We start from the raw sequence: 16453 nt of genomic DNA on the forward strand, positions 1-16453 counted from the left end.
AAATCGGTTGTCCGATTTCGCAAGAACCGGGTATTTCACCACCTGACATGGGCACTCCTGCAACGAGTGTCCGAAGCCCTTCCCGTCGAACAGCCCCGGCGGGGAGGGCTTTTCCCTATAACTGAAGTGACCGAAGGGTGCGAGTCCCTTCACCCAATCCACCGCCACACAACCAGCAGGAGCGGGACGTGAGCAGCGAAAAGATTCAGCGCGTCGGAATCATCGGCGCCGGACAGATGGGCGCCGGAATCGCCGAGGTCTGCGCCCGGGCGCATGTCGATGTGCTCGTGTTCGAACAGACCCGGGAACTGGCCGCCGCCGGCCGCGCCCGCATTCTGCGGTCCCTGGATCGCGGTGTGAGCAGCGGCAAGATCACCGAGCGCGAGCGCGAACAGGCCGCCTGGCGGCTGCGGTTCACCTCCGACCTGGGTGACTTCGCCGACCGGCAACTGGTCGTCGAGGCCGTCGTCGAGAGCGAAGACGTCAAGACCGCGATCTTCAGCGAGCTCGACAAGGTCGTCACCGACCCGGATGCCGTGCTGGCCTCCAACACATCCTCGATCCCGATCATGAAGATCGCCGTCGCCACCAACAACCCCGAGCGGGTCGTGGGCATGCACTTCTTCAACCCGGTGCCGGTGCTGCCGCTCATCGAACTCGTGACCACCCTCAAGACCAGCGAAGCGGTGTCCGCGCGCGCCGAAGCCTTCGCGGGGGAGGTCCTCGGCAAGCAGGTCGTGCGCTCCGCCGACCGCTCCGGCTTCGTCGTCAACGCGCTGCTCGTGCCGTACCTGCTCTCGGCCATCCGCATGGTCGAATCCGGTTTCGCCACCAAGGAAGACGTCGACAAGGCGATGGTCCTCGGCTGCGCCCACCCCATGGGTCCGCTCGCCCTGACCGACCTGGTGGGTCTCGACACGGTGAAGTCGATCGCCGACTCCATGTACGCCGAATTCAAGGAGCCGCTCTACTCGGCGCCGCCGCTGCTCATGCGCATGGTCGAGGCCGGGCTGCTCGGTAAGAAGACGGGGGCGGGCTTCTACCAGTACAACCGGGGGTAAGCGCAGGGACCGTCGGCTCGGAAGCCGCGGCATGGACATCGCCCGGTCCGCGAGGCCCTTCGCGTCTACCGTCTCGGAAATGTTCGCGCTGTGTTTTTCGGCCTCGCTCCGCGCCGCGAACGGTCGCTCGTAAGACTCGCTCCGTGCGGGGTGCGAGGGAGGTGGCCTCCGGTTTCCGTCGCTGGTCGGAGTACGCGAGTAGCGCGGGTCCGATATCCATCCACAACTTCATCCACACCAGCTGTACCCTCCGCCTCGCGCGGCGGGTATCACTGTTACCGGGCATAAGCTGCAGTGAGGTCCTCGACCGCAGCTCGAAAGGGAGTCCCGCTCATGGTCAACGTCACCGACGGTTTCGGATCGAGCATCCTGGGTTACCCGCGGATCGGTCCGCACCGGGAGCTCAAGCGCGCACTGGAGTCCTACTGGCACGGCACCCTGTCCCGCGAGGAGTTGCTCGCGGTCGGGCGCGACATCCAGGACACCCAGTTCTCCGAGCTGGCCGCGACCGGACTGACGCAGGTACCCGGTAACACCTTCTCCTTCTACGACCACATCCTCGACAACGCGCTGCTGTTCGGCGCGGTCCCGAAGCGGTTCGAGCCGTATCGCGAGGAGCTGCACCCGCTGGACTTCTACTTCCTGATGGCGCGCGGGCGGCCCGATCTGCCGCCGCTGGAGCTGGTGCGGCTGTTCGGCACCAACTACCACTACCGTCAGCCCGAACTCGACGCCGATACCGAATTCTCGCTGCATCCCGAGGCGTTGCTGGAGGAGTGGGATCGGGCGATGGACCGCGGTATCGAACTGCGGCCGGTGGTGCTGGGCCCGTTGTCGCTGCTGCTGCTGTCGAAGGCCGGGCAGGTGCCGGGTGAGACCGAATTCGACAAGCTGACCCTGCTGGACAAACTGCTGCCGGTCTACGAACAGTTGCTCGAGATCCTGGCCAAGCGCGGTTCCACCTGTGTGCAGTTCGACGAGCCGTGCTTCACCAGTGAGCGCAGCCCGGAGGAGCTGGCCGCGTTCGAGCGGGCCTATCAGCGACTGTCGACGGCCGCGCTGCGTCCCCGCATCCTGGTCACCGGCCAGTACGGCGATTTCGCCGAGGCCGTGCGGATTCTGGCGGGTACCGCGGTGGAGGCGATCGGTCTGGACCTGGCCAGCCACCGCACCCGGCCCGAGGAACTCGCCGAGATTCCCGGAATCCGGCGCAAGCGGCTCTACGCCGGCGTGATCAGCGGCACCAACGTGTGGCGCGCCGACCGGCTGGTCACCCTGGAATACCTCAACGCGCTGTCGAAGGTGTGCCCGGACCTCGTCGTGTCCACCGGGACCACGCTGCTGCACGTGCCCTACGACCTGCTGGTCGAATACGACATCGAGGGCAATGTCGCCGACCGCCTCGCCTTCGCGAAACAGAAGGTGCTCGAGGTCGTTTCGCTGGCGAAGGCGCTGACGGAAGCGCATCGGGGCGGGGAAGGGGGCGAGACCGCAGCGAAGTGGGCCAAGCGGCCGACCTCCGTGCACTTCAAGCAGAAACATGCTGTGCGGCAACGGGTTTACGCGGTGACCCCGCAGATGCGGGAGCGTGAACCGTACGAGGTGCGCGCCAAGGCGCAGCGGGAGCGGCTGAATTTGCCGCTGGTTCCGGCGACCACGCTCGGTTCCTTCCCGCAGACCGACGCGGTGCGCCAGGCCCGCTACGACCTGGGCGAAGGCCGGCTGTCCTACGAGGAGTACCGCAAGCGGATCGAGGCCGAGATCGAGTCGACCATCCGCCTGCAGGAGGACATCGGTCTCGACGTGTTCGTGCACGGTGAGCACGAACGCAACGACATGATCCAGTACTTCGCCGAACTGCTCGACGGTTTCGCCACCACCCACTTCGGCTGGGTACAGGTCTACGGCTCGCGGTGTGTGCGGCCGCCGATCATCTACGGCGACGTGTCGCGGCCGAAGCCGATGTCGGTGGAGTGGATCACCTACGCGCAGTCGCTCACCGACAAACCGGTGAAGGGCATCGTGACCGGTCCGGTGACGATGGTGGCCCGCTCGTTCGTGCGCCAGGACCAGCCGCTGTACGAGACCGCCGATCAGGTGGCGCTCGCGATCCGCGACGAACTGGCCGATCTCGAGAAGGCCGGCGTGGCGATCATCCAGGTCGACGAACCGGCGGTCCGCGAGCTGCTGCCGCTGCGACCCGACGGGCGCACCGAATATCTGCGCTGGGCGGTCAACGCGTTCCGGCTGGCGACCTCCGGGGTGCGGCCCGACACCCAGATCCACACCCACATCGCCTATTCGGCCCGCTCCGAAATCGTGCGTGCCATCGAGGAACTCGACGCCGACGTCACCGCCATCGTCGCGACCCGCTCGCTGGAATGGGTGCTCAAGGCGCTGACCGAGGATGTCGAGGAGGGGCACGGCCTGAGCCACGGGGTGGGTCCGGGTGTGTACGAGAGCCGTTCGGCGCGCATTCCCGACATCGATGAGATCGACGAATTGCTCACCGCCGCAGCCGAAGCCGTGACACCGCAGCGGCTGTGGGCGAATCCGGACGGTGGTTTGAAGACCCGTCACTATTGGCAGCTGGACCCGTCGCTGCGCAATATGGTCGCCGCGGCTCGCCGGGTGCGGCGCCGCGCCGAAGCGGCTGAATAGGCGTTAGCCTACGAATACTGTTTCGAGATCAGGAGAACCGCTCATGGGTATGTTCGACCAGCTCAAGGATGCCGCCGGTAAGGCAGCCGACCTGGCGGCCAAGAATGCCGACAAACTCGACCCGATGATCGACAAGGTCGGCGATCTGGTCGACAAGCAGACCAGCGGCAAGTTCGAAAAGCAGGTCGACGCCGCGCAGCAGGCCGCGAAGAAGGCGCTGCACGAGCAGACCGGGAAGTAGTCCACACAGGTCGTACGGGCGAAGGCCACGCCCGGCTCCGCGCCGGACGTGGCCTTCGTGCTGTGTGGAATCAGTGCCGGCCGAACAGCAGCGCCATCAGGGTCGCCATGGTGTCGTCGGCCTTCTGTGTGCGATCGAAGGTCGTCAGGGCGAGCAGCGAGGGGAAGCGCTGCCGCGCGACGGCGTGGGCGTAGGTGAATTCCCGCAAACCGTCGGGCCCGTGGATGCGGCCGAAGCCCGAGTCGCCGACGCCGCCGAAGGGCAGCGACGGAATCTGCGGGAAGGTGAAAACCGCGTTGACGCTGACCATTCCGGTGCGCAGCCGGTCGGCCAGTTCCCGCCCGCGCGCCTTCGAGAACACGGCCGCGGACAGCCCGTAGCGGCTGTCGTTGGCGCGGGCGATCGCGGTATCCATATCGGGCACCTTCGCGACGGTGACGGTGGGCCCGAAGGTTTCCTCGGTGACGGCCGGGGCGTCCTCGGGCACGTCGACCAGCACGGTCGGCTGCACCACCTGCCCGACGATGGCGTCGGCGCCGCCGGTCAGCGCCCGTCCGCCCCGCGCGACGGCGTCCTCGATGTGGCGGCGGATCACCTCGAGCTGCTTGGGCATCGTGATGGGGCCGATCTTGGCGCCCGAATCGATACCCGCGCGTTGCTGTTTCGCCTTCGTCACCAAGGTCTCGACGAAGGTGTCGTAGACGCGCTCGTGGACGTAGACCCGTTCGGTGCCGATACAGGACTGGCCGGCATTGGCCATCCCGGCCCACAGCGCGGCGTCGGCCGCGGCGTCCAGATCGGCGTCGGCGTCGACGAGTAGCACATCCTTGCCACCGCATTCGGCGACCAGCGGCGTGAGGCTTTCGGCGCAGGCCGCCATCACCTTCTTGGCCGTGGCCGTGGAGCCGGTGAACGCGATCTTGTCCACACCCGATCGGCACAATGCGGCACCGGTCGGCCCTTCGCCCGTGATCAGTTGCAGCACCGGCTGTTCCGGGACGACCTCGGCGAACATGTCGACCAGCCAGCGCCCGACGCCGGGGGAGTATTCGCTGGGTTTGAACACCACGGCGTTACCCGCCGCCAGCGCGTAGACGATCGAACCCAGCGGCGTGAACACCGGGTAGTTCCAGGGGCCGATCACGCCGATGACGCCGAGCGGCTTGTACTCCACCGATGCCGCCTGGTTGATCGTGAGCAGTCCCACCCGGGCGTTCTTGCGGCCCAACACCTTCGGAGCGTTGCGGCCCGCCCACTTCAGGTGGTCGAGGCTCAGCGCCACCTCGAGCGCGGCATCGGAATACGGCTTGCCGGTCTCGTCGTGCATCACCGCGGCCAGCTGCCGCATCCGCCGGGCCAGCAGACCGGCGAATCCGGCCAGGCGCCGGGCCCGTTCGGCGTAGTCGAGCCCGGACCACCAGTCGAATGCCGTGCGGGCGCGGGCCACCGCCGCCTCGACGTCGGCCTCGGTGTGGATCGGGTAGGTGCCCACCACCTCGCCGGTACCGGGATCGTGCACGTCGAAGGTGGCGTGCGTGTCGATCTCGCGGATCTCGTTCACTGTCGTCATCGGGTGGCCTCCTTCGTCGCGGTGCCGGTGGTGGATGACGGGGTGCGGCCGCGGATCAGATCGGCCGCCTTCTCGCCGATCATGACGGTCGGCGCGTTGGTGTTGCCGCGGACGATGCGGGGCATGACCGAGGCGTCGACCACGCGCAGGCCGTCGACGCCGTGGACGCGCAGTTCGGGGTCGACCACCGCGGTCTCGCCGGTGCCCATGGCGCAGGTGCCGACGGGGTGGAACAGCGTCTGCGTCCAGCGGGCGATATGGGCCCGCCAGCCGTCCTCGTCGATCCGATCGGCGTCTTCGGGCAGGTAGGAGCGGTCGAGGTGGGCGGCCAGCGGCTGCTGCCGCGCGATCTCGAGCAGTTGCCGGCAGCCGGCGAGCAGGGCATCCGCATCGCGCGGGTCGGAGAAGTAGGCCGGATCGATCTCCGGCTTCCACAGCGGATCGGCCGACCGCAACCGCAACCGGCCGCGGCTGTGCACGTCGACCAGCGTCGGCCCGGCGGTGAACATCGGCGCGATGTTCTCGTGAAAACCGTTGTCGTAGAACGCTGTCGGAGCGACGTGGTACTGGATGTCGGGACCTTCGAGGCCCTCGCGGGTGCGCACGAATCCGCCGCCCTCGCCGACATTGGAGGTCAGCGGCCCACGACCGAGGGCCTGCCACTGCGCGAGCCGGAACGGGGTCTCGAAATCGGCGAGATCGGAGACGCCGCGGGTGCGCCACAGAATCGGGGTCACCGGGTGGTCGTGCAGGTTCTCGCCGACGCCCGGCAGATCCACCACCACATCGATGCCCAGCTCGCGCAGATGCGCCGCGGGCCCGATGCCGGAGAGCATCAGCAACTGCGGCGAATTGACCGCGCCGCCGGACAGCAGTACCTCGGCCTCGGCGTACACCGTGTGCTCGCTGCCGTGGCGGCGATAGGTGACGCCGGCCGCGCGGGTGCCGTCGAGTACCAGCGCGGTGGCGTGTGCCTCGGTCCGCACCGTCAGATTCGGCCGGTCCAGCGCCGGGCGCAGATAGCCGTCGGCGGTGGACCAGCGGCGGCCGTTGCGATGGGTGACCTGGTAGCGGCCCACACCCTCCTGCGTCGCGCCGTTGAAGTCGTCGGTGCGGGGCAGGCCCGCGGCCGCGGCGGCGGCGATCCAGGCATCGGTCAGCTCGTGGGTGAAACGGCGGTTCTCGACGTGCAGCGGGCCGTCGGTGCCGTGATACGGCGAACGCAGGCCGGTGTTGGTCTCCGACCGCACGAAATAGGGCAGAACGTCCTCGTAGCTCCAGCCGACCGCGCCGAAGTCGCGCCGCCAGCCGTCGTAGTCGGCGCGATTGCCGCGGATGAAGATCATCGCGTTCATCGACGAGCAGCCGCCCAGCGCCTTCATCCGCGGCCAGTACGCGCGCTGACCGCCGAGATGTTTCTGCGGTGTGGTCTCGTATCGCCAATCCCATTGGGTGCGAATCAGTTTGCCCCAGGCCGCCGGTATCTTGATCTCGTCGGCGCGGTCCTCGGGACCGGCCTCCAGCAGCAGGACCGAGACCTGGGGATCCTCGGTGAGGCGACGGGCGAGGACGCAGCCCGCGCTCCCCGCTCCGATGATGATGTAGTCGAACGATTCACGGTCGGGCACGCGAGGACCTCCAGCACGGTTACCGAACACCGACACGGATCCGGCCGGGCCGACCTGCGGTGATAGCCGTAGAGACCGTCCCGGACCCGGTTCCAGGGTCGACCTTACGCTGTGCGGGGCGGTCGGGAGCGGAGTTCGGTGGTAGCGAATCGGGGCGGGAGCCGGCGGGGTCGTGCGAAGCGCGGGCGCTGGGTCGTTGCGCCTCGGAATATCAAGGTACACAGTCGATTACAGGATACGCGACGGATATGAGCGGGACTGCGGCCCGTACCACCGTGTTGTGGCGGGCTGCGGTGTGGGTGTGGTCGGTGTGCGCGAGCCCGGGACTATGCGGACCGCGGCACGTAGGATTCGGCCGGACCCGCCGACCGGTCGGGCGGCGTCGACGCCCGGGCGCGAAGACGGTCGCACGGGTACGCAGGCGAACGGCAGGAGGGCCGTGATGGGTGGTTCGTTCCCGTGGGGTGCACGCCGCGGCCTTCGACGGATCTCTCGGCTCGGTCGAGGCGGTGCGAACGGTGACGGACATGTTGCGGGTGTCGGTGTTCTCGCGACAGTGTGGGTGAGCGCCGCGGCCGTGGTTCCGGCCGCGCTCGCCCCGGTGCACGCCGCGCCGCTCGGCTGCGCGTCCGCATCGGTGGAGCAGGTGCTGCCCACCTCGGCACCGCTGCTGGATTTCGCGGAGAACCTCGGCTACGACGCCCGAGGCAACCTCTGGGTTTCGCGGGTCTTCCGAAATGTGGTGCAGCGCTATGATTCCGCGGGCCATGTCACCGCGGAGGTGCCGGTGGACGCGCCCGGCGCGATCCGGCTCGGGCCCGACGGTGCGCTGTACGTCGTCTTCGGTGACTCGTCGGCCGGACTGCTGCCCGGCGCGCACAACTCCGGTGTCGTGCGGTTCGATCCCGGCGCCGACCATCCGATGCCGCAGGTCTACGTCTCCGGTCTCGGTATGGCCAACGGCGCGACCTTCGACGGGGCGGGCAATCTGTATGTCGCCGATACCGCGCACGGCGTGGTGAAGGTGCGGCCCGGCGGCTCCGTCGACGCGGACTGGACCGCGCGCGCGGCGGAATCCGGCGTGAACGGCATTGTGTTGCAGGGTGATTCGCTCTACGCGACTCTCTATCAGAGCCTCGACGGCCGCATCGTCCGCATCCCCGTCGACACTCCGCAGGCGCAGACGACCGTCGCCTCGGTCACCGTCGATGCTCTCCCGCTGACCGCCCTGCCCGACGATCTCACCGTGGGCCCGGACGGCATGCTCTACGTCGCGACCACGACCGCTCGCGTGGTCCGCGTCGACCCGGCCACCGGCGGGGTCTGCACGGTCGCCGACCTGGGCGTGCCGGCCACCTCGGTCTCGAGAATCCCCACCGACGACCGTGCGCTGCTGGTCACCACGGGAACGGGGAGTGTGTTTCGCGTGGTCCTCGGCGCGTGACCGGATGCCGGCCGTGACCGGCGCGATTCGTCGACGGCCGCTTCCTTCCCGGCGGCTACAGCATCGGGGCGAGGATGCGCAGACCGGCGACGAGCTGCTCGGCCGAGGGGGCGGACTTCGGGTCCAGCAACCACTGGACGAGCAGACCGTCGAGCAGCGTCCAGAGCAGTACACCGATCGGACCGCCATCGTCGTCCTCGATATCCCTGGCGGGCAACAACATTCGAGTCAGTGCCGCCTTTCCCTCGCGCTGTTTGGCCGCGATGTCGGCCTTGACCTCACCGGAATGCAATGCCTGGGCGAGACTTTCGATATTGGCCGCCCACAGCGCCCGCTGGTCGGTGAAGGTGGCGATCAGACGCCTCAGGAAAGTGAGCAGCCGCTCGGCCGGATGCGGTTCGCTGCTCTCGGCGAGCGCGTCGAGGATCTGCTGCACGGCCTCGGCGGACGATTCGATCATGGCCTGGGTGAGCAGGGCGTCGCGGGTGCCGAAGTGGTAGTTGATCGCGGCGAGATTGCTGCCCGAGGCGGCGACGATATCGCGCACCGTGGTCCGGGCGTAGCCGCGTTCGGCCAGGCAGTGTTTGGCGGCTGAGAGCAGATCCTCACGTGTTCCCACGTCGGCAGGGTAGCAAGCGCTCGCTGACGCATGTTTCAAACAAATGTTTGTGACAACCGTTTGAAACGATTGTATGGTTCTCGGTATGGTCACGCAACGTCCGATATCGCCCTTCGAATCGGGTTACTTCCAGGAACACGCCACCTTCGGTTCCGTGCCGGTCGGCGGAATGGCGCTGTTCATCGGATCGACCGTCGAAGGGGGATTCGACACCGAACTGCTACGCACGGTGCTCGCCGAACTGGCCGCCGAACATCCGCTGCTCAGCTGCCGCCGAGTCGACGACGGCGGGATGCTCGTGCTCCGCCACGTCGAGGGCTACCGTCCTCCGGTCACCGAAAGTCCCGGTGGCGACATCGAATACGTCGACTTCGTCAATCAGCCGCAACCGTGGGACGACGGTTTGTTCTTCGCGCGGGTGTTCCACGAGGGCGACCGGACCCGCATCGTGCTCGTCATCCACCACGGAATCACCGACGGCCGTTCGGCTTTCGCGCTGCTGGACGAGATGTGGCGGCGCTATACCGCCCACCGCCGTGGCGCGCCGATGCCGGTGCGCGCGAATCACGAACTGCCTCGCGCGGTCGACGAGCGCCTCACCGCCGTCGTCTCCGAGACGGAGGTCACCGAACTGCTCGCGGCGATGCGCACGATCATCGGTGAGCCGCCCGCGCGCCTGCCGCGCGACGGCACGGCCGGATCGGGACGCGGACTCTTCGTCGCCGAGCGGATCGAACTGGAACCGGAGGTGACCGCGGCCTTCGCCGCGGCGGCGCGCGCGGCCGGAATCGGAGTGAACGCCCTGCTGAGCGGGTGTGCGCTGGCCGCGGTGCGAGCCGAACTGGGCGGCGTCGGCGCACTGCCGATGGTCTGCGGCTATGCCGCCGATATGCGGGCGGCCCTGGATCCGTGGCTGCCCGACGAGACGGTGCTCAACTGCGCCTCCGGCTGGGGCACGCTCCTGGCGGTGGCCGAATCCGCCGATCCGTTCGAGCTGGGGAAGGTGGTGCACGCCGACGTCCGCGCGGCGCTCGAGCGTCGCGACCCCGCGCGAATGGCGTTGGCGGGCAGATACATTCGCGACGAGGCCACCGCCCGGATGCTCGCGGAACAGCCCAGTATCGCGCTGTCGAACATCGGCCGGGTGCCGGACCACATCGTCCCCGAAGGGGTACGGCTGGTGCGCGACAACCTGCTCGCCATGGGGCCCGGGATGCCGCCCAAGCTGACCGCCTTCACCCTCGGGGAGCGGCTGACGGTGCAGGTCGAATACGACACCAACGATCACAGCCGCGCTCAGATGGGCCGGGTGCGCCGCACTCTCGCGGAGTTGCTGCACCGCACCGCCGCGGACGCCGGCGTCGCCCCGAAATTCACATGGTGGCGGCGTCGATGACGAACCGGTACCGCACGTCGCTGGCGACCACGCGCTCGTAGGCCTCGTCGATGCGATCGGCGGAGATGACCTCGATCTCCGCGCCGATGCCGTGTTCGGCGCAGAAGTTCAGCATCTCCTGGGTTTGCGGGATGCCGCCGATATTCGAGCCGGCCAGCGACCGGCGGTTGCCGGTGAGAGTGAACGGCCGCACCGCGAGCGGCTGATCGGGCAGGCCGAGGATCACCATGGTGCCGTCGAGGTTCAGTAGGCGCATATAGGTGTCGATCGGCAGATCGGCCGAGACGGTGTTGATGATCAGGTCGAACCGGTTGCGCAGATCGCGGAAGATCTGGCGGTCGGTGGTGGCGTAGTAGTGATGCGCGCCGAACCGGCGGCCGTCGTCCTCCTTGTTCAGCGAATGGCTCAGCACCGTCACCTCGGCGCCCATCGCGGCGGCGATCTTCACCCCGACATGGCCCAGGCCACCCATGCCGATGATGGCCACCTGCTTGCCGGGGCCGGCGTTCCAGTGCCGTAGCGGCGAATACAGCGTGATTCCCGCGCACAGCAGCGGCGCGGCCTCGTCGAGTCCGATGCCCTCCGGAATGCCCACCACGAAGCCGTCGGTTACCACCACCTGGGTCGAGTACCCGCCCAGGGTGTAGCCGCCGGCCTGGATCTCCTCCGGGACGGTGCCGTTGTAGGTCATGGTGGCGCCGCGCACGCAGTACTGCTGCTCACCGGCCAGGCAGGGCTCGCACTGTCCGCACGAATCGACCATGCAGCCCACGCCGACCCGGTCGCCGATCGCGAACTCGGTCACCTCCGAGCCGACCGCTGCGACCAGGCCGGCGATCTCGTGACCCGGGACGCAGGGGTACTTGGTGCCGTGCCACTCGTTGCGCGCGGTGTGGATGTCGGAGTGGCAGATGCCGGCGTACTTGATATCGATCAGCACGTCGTGCGGGCCGAGTGCGCGGCGTTCGATGGTGGTCTTGGTGAACCGGCCGTCGGGCGCGGATACGGAATACGCGGCAGCTGTGGTCATGCGTTCATGCCTACCCCCGCATGGTTGCCTTTGCAAACTATCCCCACCGGGCGACCCGCCGGTCGGATGTGCTCGGCGGGCCCGCGGCGATATCGGATGCTGATCCGGTGGCGATCCTGCTGGCCTTGCTATCGATGTGTTCGACGCTGGCAGGCGGGTTGGTGGCCGCGCGCATCGGCGAGCGCAAGCGGCTGGTCCTCGGGCTGGCCGCCGGAATCATGCTCGGTGTGGTCGCCTTCGACCTGATTCCCGATGCGCTGGCCGAATCCGGTCAGCTCGTCGCGGGGGTGCCGGGGGTGCTCGTGGCCGCGGTGATCGGCTTCTTCACCATTCACATCATCGAACGAGAGATGGCGATCCACGTCGGTCACGAACAGGATTTCGGCCGCCACACCCACGACTTTCCCTCGGTCGGCCTGGTCGCCACCGGAGGGTTGATCTTCCACAGCATGCTCGACGGTCTGAGCATCGGCGTCGGGTTCCAGACCGGGACGGCACTGGGCGTCTCGGTCGCGATCGCGGTGATCTCGCACGATTTCGCCGACGGCTTCAACGCCTTCACCATTCCCACGCTGTACGGCAATGCGCGGCGGCGGGCGCTGACCCTGCTGGTCCTGGACGCGCTGGCCCCGGTGGCGGGTGCGATCATCGGCACGGTGATCCGGGTGCCGGCCGACGTCGCGGGCCTGTATCTGGGATATTTCGCCGGATTCCTGCTCTATCTGGCGACGAGTGACATTCTCCCGGAAGCACATTCGGGCCGACCGTCGCGGGCCGTGCTGTTCTGCACGATCGCGGGCGCCGCGCTGATGTTCGCGGTGGCGGCATTGCAGGAGTGATACCGGGCGCCCCGCCGATTTGATACACATAAAAGCACAAACTCCGCCAGCCCACCCCGGGCATGCAGAATCGGGAGCGGCGATGGACGAGCAGCATTCGGGCCGGCGATCGCGTCCGGCTCGCGGCGGGTGGCTGTCGACGGTCGTCTTCGTGCTCGTCATGGCCCTGGTCGGCGCGGCGTTTCTGGGCTACCGCGGCGATCTGCCGCGCTGGGCGGTGCCCGCCGGCCACTCCACCTCGGCGCTGTTCGGTCCGCCCGTGCCGCCGATGGATCCCGCGGCGGTGGCCTCGGCCGTCGAACCCGAACTGGTGAACATCAACGTGTCGATCCGGCCCAGCGGGATGGGAGCGGCCGGTTCGGGCATCGTGCTCAGTCCCGACGGAGAGATCCTGACCAGCCACCATGTGGTGAAGGGCGCGGAGACCATCACCGTCGGCGATCTCGGCAACGGCGGGCACTATCCGGCGAGGGTGCTCGGCTACGACTCCGACGCCGATATCGCCCTGCTGTCGCTGACCGGCGCGGCGGCGCTGGCGGTGGCCCGCATCGGCAGCTCCGCCGGGGTCCGGGTCGGTGATCAGGCGCTGGCGATCGGCAATGCGGGCGGAACCGGTTCCCCGACCGCGACACCGGGTACGGTCACCGCGCTGGATGCCTCGATCGTCGCGCGCGATGCCGCTGATCTGTCGCGCAAGGCGTTGATCGGCATGATCGAGGTGGCCGCGCCGGTGGTTTCCGGACAGTCCGGTGGCGCCCTGGTCGACCGGTCCGGGGCGGTGATCGGCGTGGTGACCGCCGCATCGGGAGAACTGTCCCGGCAGCAGGGGCAGGCCAGCGGGTACGCGGTGCCGATCGATCGGGCGTTGAGCGTGGTGCGCCAGATCCGCACCGGCATTCCCACCGATACGGTCCACGTCGGCCCGACCGCGACTCTCGGTGTGCTGACCTCCGATGCCAAACCCACCGGCGCCCGGGTGGACGTGGCGATCTACGGCCTGCCGGCCTTCGCGGCCGGGATGAATTCCGGCGAGGTGATCGTCGCGGTCGACGGCACCCCGGTCACCTCGGCGCAGAGTCTCAAGGCCGCACTCAATGTGCGCCGGCCGGACGAGGTGATCCGGCTGGATCTGGTCGAGCCGGACGGCACCCACCGCGCGCTCGCGGTGACGCTGGCCGCCGGCCCGCCCAACTGATCAGAACAGCGAGAGCCAGTAGTCCTGGAAGCGCAGGAAGACCAGCAACAGCACGATCGCGTAGTAGACCACCACGATCGTCCACCGCCACTGCGCGATGATGCCCATGATCCCGCGGGCCCCGCCCCACAGTTGATCGGTGACCACCGCCAGGCAGATCGGCGTGAACGTCCACACCACCATGCAGTACGGGCACAGCGCGCCGATGCGGTAGAGGCTCTGGAAGATCAGCCAGAAGACGAAGCCCATTCCGGCGATCAGCCCGATCCACAGCCCGCCCCAGAACCAGCGCGGCAGGGCGACACCGGCGACCGCGAGAACCGCGATGGTGACCGCCACCGAGAATCCCGTCACGCCGATGATCGGATTCGGGAATCCGAACACCGACGCCTGATGGGTCGCCATCACCGAACCGCAGGACAGAATCGGATTGATGCTGCACGACGGCCGATAGGACGGATCCTTCAGCAGTTTGAAATCTTCGATCGTCAGCGTCACCGCGGCCAGCCAGCCCAGCAGGGTGCCGAGCAGGAGCAGCCACGCGGGGCGGGGCCGGGCGGTGATCACTTGGCCGCGGCCTCGATCACCGGGCGCAGGCCGTCGGGCTGCATCAGCTGCTGCGAGCTGGTGATCTGCTTACCGTCGACGTACACCGTCGGCGTCGACTTGATGCCGCTGTTGAGCACGTCCTTGGTGGTCTTCTGCACGTACTTGTCGTACTTGTCCGACGTGATGCACTCGGCCACGGCCGGATCGGTGTACCCGGCGGCCTGGGCGATCTGTACCAGCTTCTCGTCGGGCAGGCCGGTGCCGCCCTCCGGGGGCTGCTGCTCGTACATGGTGGTCAGCCACGGCAGGAATTTGGTCGGATCGGAGCCGGCCACGCAGTAGGCGGCGTTGGCCGCGCGCGAGGAGTAGCGGGTACCGCCCGAGGACTGGTCCAGGAAGGCGATGATGTTGTAGCGCACGCTGGCCGTGCCGGCGTTCACCGCGTCCTCGATGGCCTTGGCGTTGGCGCTCTCGAACATCTTGCAGGCCGGGCACTGCAGGTCGGCGACGACGCGGATGTCGACCTTGGCGCCGGGCTTGCCGATCTTGATCTCGCCCTTGTCGGTGATCGATCCGGTGACCGCGTCGGGCGCGGCCGGCTGCGCGGCGACCGAGGGCACCGGCCCGGTGTCGTTCTTGTTGGACTGTTTGACGGCGATACTGATGCCGATGGCCGCGATGAGCGCGATCAGCACGGCCGCGACACCCACCTGAATCAGGATCGTGCGCGTGCGATCTCCGCCTCGCACCGCCGTCAGCGAGTTCTTCCCACGCGGATTCTTGCTCACCTCGGAGTTCACCACGCCTTTCCTGTGTTACGTGTATGTGTGCGGCCGGGCGCCGCCTGCGATCGTACGGGCCGTCCGCCGCGTCGTCGCGGTGCCGCATGATCAGCGGGCCGCCGCACGGGGCACACTCGGCACCACATGATTCCCGCTCAACCTGAGAGATCCCCGAGATTCCGGTCGAAATCTTCGCGGCGGTGACCGGTGTCCGGCGTGCGGATCAGCTCTCCGCGAGCCGCGCCTTCTCGGTCTCGATGTCGAAGTGCGGGGCGGGCCAGGTCAGCTTCAGCCCGCTCAGCGCGTCGATGAGCAATTCGGTGATCGCCAGCCGGGCGAACCATTTCCGGTCGGCCGGAACGACGTACCACGGCGCGTGCTCGGTATCGGTGCGGTCCAGCACGTCCTGATAGGCCTGCTGATATTCGGGCCACAGGGCGCGGTCGTCGATATCGCTCGGGTCGTACTTCCAATATTTGTCCGAGCGTTCCAGCCGCTCGGCGAGCCGGCGTTTCTGTTCGTCCAGCGAGACGAACATCGCGACCTTGACGATCGTCGTGCCGGCCTCGGAGATCTCCCGTTCGAACTCGTTGATCTCGTCGTAGCGCGGCTCCCACACCTCCTGCGACACCAGGTTCTGTACCCGCACCACGAGGACGTCCTCGTAATGCGACCGGTCGAAGACCCCGATCTGCCCACCGGCCGGCAGCCGATGGCGGATTCGCCACAGATAGTGGTGCCGGCGTTCCTCGTCGGTGGGAACGCCGAAGGCGGCATGCCGCACGCCCTGCGGGTCCACCATGCCGATCACGTGCCGCACCACGCCGCCCTTCCCGGAGGTGTCCATACCCTGCAGGATGAGCAGCAGGTTGCGGTGGTCACCCGAGCGGCCGTTCGCGAACAGCACCTCCTGCAGATCCGACAGCACCTCGCCGCGTTCGGGCAGCAATTGCTCGCCGAGTTTCTTGCCGCCGGTGAATCCGGGGGTAGCGGAGGGATCGTAGGAATCGAGCCGGACCCCGGCTGCTCGCAACGCGGTGGTGGCAGGTTCGGTCCACGGAGATTTCGCCATAACCGTCGAGTATGGTCGGCGGCCCCGGCAGCCGGGCGGTGATCGTGTCGTGAGTCAGCCGATTCCGGCCAATCTCGTCAACTGTGCGGCGAATTCGGCGTCGTCGACCGGGGTCAGCACCAGCTCGGCGGCCGTGGTGAGCAGATAGCGGCCGTCGCCGGCGATGTCGAGCCAGGTGCGATGCCGCGTCGGCGGCGACATCGGATCGTCCGGTGCGACGGTGACGGTGATGAAACCGCGCGCGTCGACCGGCGCGCGCAGGGTGCGGCGGAAGCGGGCGGCGCCCGGATCCTGCGGCGTGCCGATATCGCCGCCGGGCCGGGCGTCGGTTCCGGTGTCGAGCACCGCCTGCTGCGGTTCGCGCAT

General features: G+C 68.1%; 14 protein-coding genes and 1 pseudogene. 7 read left to right on the forward strand and 8 right to left on the reverse strand.

Features of this window, described 5'->3' with window-relative positions:
• Positions 1-188: 188 nt before the first annotated feature.
• The 3 genes from NK1_RS31920 to NK1_RS31930 all read left to right on the forward strand — a co-directional run bounded on the left by NK1_RS31920 (position 189) and on the right by NK1_RS31930 (position 3963).
• Positions 189-1061 (forward strand): 3-hydroxybutyryl-CoA dehydrogenase, encoded by an 873-nt coding sequence (locus tag NK1_RS31920; protein ID WP_063014780.1) that lies wholly within the window; start codon positions 189-191, stop codon positions 1059-1061.
• A 333-nt stretch (positions 1062-1394) separates the two neighbouring features.
• Positions 1395-3722 (forward strand): 5-methyltetrahydropteroyltriglutamate--homocysteine S-methyltransferase, encoded by a 2328-nt coding sequence (gene metE, locus NK1_RS31925; RefSeq protein ID WP_063014782.1) that lies wholly within the window; start codon positions 1395-1397, stop codon positions 3720-3722.
• A 43-nt stretch (positions 3723-3765) separates the two neighbouring features.
• On the forward strand, positions 3766-3963 hold the full coding sequence (locus NK1_RS31930) for an Rv0909 family putative TA system antitoxin (RefSeq protein WP_063014783.1): 198 nt from the start codon (positions 3766-3768) through the stop codon (positions 3961-3963).
• A gap of 70 nt (positions 3964-4033) precedes the next feature.
• Here the strand turns inward: NK1_RS31930 and NK1_RS31935 are convergent, their stop codons facing one another.
• Together NK1_RS31935 and NK1_RS31940 are read right to left on the reverse strand one after the other, a co-directional pair.
• Complete coding sequence (locus NK1_RS31935) at positions 4034-5533, reverse strand: aldehyde dehydrogenase family protein (protein ID WP_063014785.1); 1500 nt, start codon at positions 5531-5533, stop codon at positions 4034-4036.
• A complete protein-coding gene (locus NK1_RS31940; RefSeq protein ID WP_063014787.1) occupies positions 5530-7161 on the reverse strand; it encodes a GMC family oxidoreductase in 1632 nt (543 codons plus the stop codon). Before NK1_RS31940 ends, NK1_RS31935 begins: the two co-directional genes overlap by 4 nt.
• 562 nt (positions 7162-7723) lie before the next feature.
• On the opposite strand from NK1_RS31940, the gene NK1_RS31945 reads away from it, so the two are divergent.
• A complete protein-coding gene (locus tag NK1_RS31945) occupies positions 7724-8605 on the forward strand; it encodes an SMP-30/gluconolactonase/LRE family protein (protein ID WP_063014789.1) in 882 nt (293 codons plus the stop codon).
• A gap of 55 nt (positions 8606-8660) precedes the next feature.
• Here the strand turns inward: NK1_RS31945 and NK1_RS31950 are convergent, their stop codons facing one another.
• On the reverse strand, positions 8661-9224 hold the full coding sequence (locus NK1_RS31950) for a TetR/AcrR family transcriptional regulator (protein WP_063014791.1): 564 nt from the start codon (positions 9222-9224) through the stop codon (positions 8661-8663).
• 85 nt (positions 9225-9309) lie between these two features.
• On the opposite strand from NK1_RS31950, the gene NK1_RS31955 reads away from it, so the two are divergent.
• The gene (locus NK1_RS31955) at positions 9310-10620 is read left to right on the forward strand and encodes a phthiocerol/phthiodiolone dimycocerosyl transferase family protein (protein WP_157104550.1); all 1311 of its coding nucleotides are present in this window, start codon (positions 9310-9312) and stop codon (positions 10618-10620) included.
• Here NK1_RS31955 and NK1_RS31960 read toward each other — a convergent pair.
• Positions 10598-11650, reverse strand: a complete 1053-nt coding sequence (locus NK1_RS31960; RefSeq protein ID WP_063014795.1) for an NAD(P)-dependent alcohol dehydrogenase — start codon at positions 11648-11650, stop codon at positions 10598-10600. The genes NK1_RS31955 and NK1_RS31960 overlap by 23 nt on opposite strands.
• A gap of 20 nt (positions 11651-11670) precedes the next feature.
• On the opposite strand from NK1_RS31960, the gene NK1_RS31965 reads away from it, so the two are divergent.
• A complete protein-coding gene (locus NK1_RS31965; protein WP_245660976.1) occupies positions 11671-12489 on the forward strand; it encodes a ZIP family metal transporter in 819 nt (272 codons plus the stop codon).
• Positions 12490-12571: 82 nt separating this feature from the next.
• Positions 12572-13684 (forward strand): S1C family serine protease, encoded by a 1113-nt coding sequence (locus tag NK1_RS31970; RefSeq protein WP_063014797.1) that lies wholly within the window; start codon positions 12572-12574, stop codon positions 13682-13684.
• On the opposite strand, the gene NK1_RS31975 is transcribed toward NK1_RS31970, so the two are convergent.
• The 4 genes and pseudogenes from NK1_RS31975 to NK1_RS35245 all read right to left on the reverse strand — a co-directional run.
• Positions 13685-14251: a vitamin K epoxide reductase family protein gene (locus NK1_RS31975; RefSeq protein WP_051043292.1), complete on the reverse strand. Its 567-nt coding sequence runs from the start codon at positions 14249-14251 to the stop codon at positions 13685-13687.
• Positions 14248-15033 (reverse strand): DsbA family protein, encoded by a 786-nt coding sequence (locus tag NK1_RS31980; RefSeq protein WP_245660977.1) that lies wholly within the window; start codon positions 15031-15033, stop codon positions 14248-14250. The genes NK1_RS31975 and NK1_RS31980 overlap by 4 nt, the downstream gene beginning before the upstream one ends.
• 205 nt (positions 15034-15238) lie before the next feature.
• The gene (locus tag NK1_RS31985; protein WP_063014799.1) at positions 15239-16087 is read right to left on the reverse strand and encodes a PPK2 family polyphosphate kinase; all 849 of its coding nucleotides are present in this window, start codon (positions 16085-16087) and stop codon (positions 15239-15241) included.
• A gap of 54 nt (positions 16088-16141) precedes the next feature.
• A pseudogene (locus tag NK1_RS35245) lies at positions 16142-16453 on the reverse strand (ESX secretion-associated protein EspG); the annotation flags it as partial.

Origin of the sequence: Nocardia kruczakiae NBRC 101016, from assembly GCF_001612965.1 — a bacterium.
Classification (GTDB): domain Bacteria; phylum Actinomycetota; class Actinomycetes; order Mycobacteriales; family Mycobacteriaceae; genus Nocardia; species Nocardia kruczakiae.

Excerpts from the sequence above, each read along its gene's own strand:
- NK1_RS31985 (WP_063014799.1), bottom strand. The coding sequence starts at position 16,087 with ATGGCGAAATCTCCGTGGACCGAACCTGCCACCACCGCGTTGCGAGCA.
- NK1_RS31930 (WP_063014783.1), top strand. The coding sequence starts at position 3,766 with ATGGGTATGTTCGACCAGCTCAAGGATGCCGCCGGTAAGGCAGCCGAC.
- metE (WP_063014782.1), top strand. The coding sequence starts at position 1,395 with ATGGTCAACGTCACCGACGGTTTCGGATCGAGCATCCTGGGTTACCCG.
- NK1_RS31935 (WP_063014785.1), bottom strand. The coding sequence starts at position 5,533 with ATGACGACAGTGAACGAGATCCGCGAGATCGACACGCACGCCACCTTC.
- NK1_RS31970 (WP_063014797.1), top strand. The coding sequence starts at position 12,572 with ATGGACGAGCAGCATTCGGGCCGGCGATCGCGTCCGGCTCGCGGCGGG.
- NK1_RS31955 (WP_157104550.1), top strand. The coding sequence starts at position 9,310 with ATGGTCACGCAACGTCCGATATCGCCCTTCGAATCGGGTTACTTCCAG.
- NK1_RS31960 (WP_063014795.1), bottom strand. The coding sequence starts at position 11,650 with ATGACCACAGCTGCCGCGTATTCCGTATCCGCGCCCGACGGCCGGTTC.
- NK1_RS31965 (WP_245660976.1), top strand. The coding sequence starts at position 11,671 with ATGGTTGCCTTTGCAAACTATCCCCACCGGGCGACCCGCCGGTCGGAT.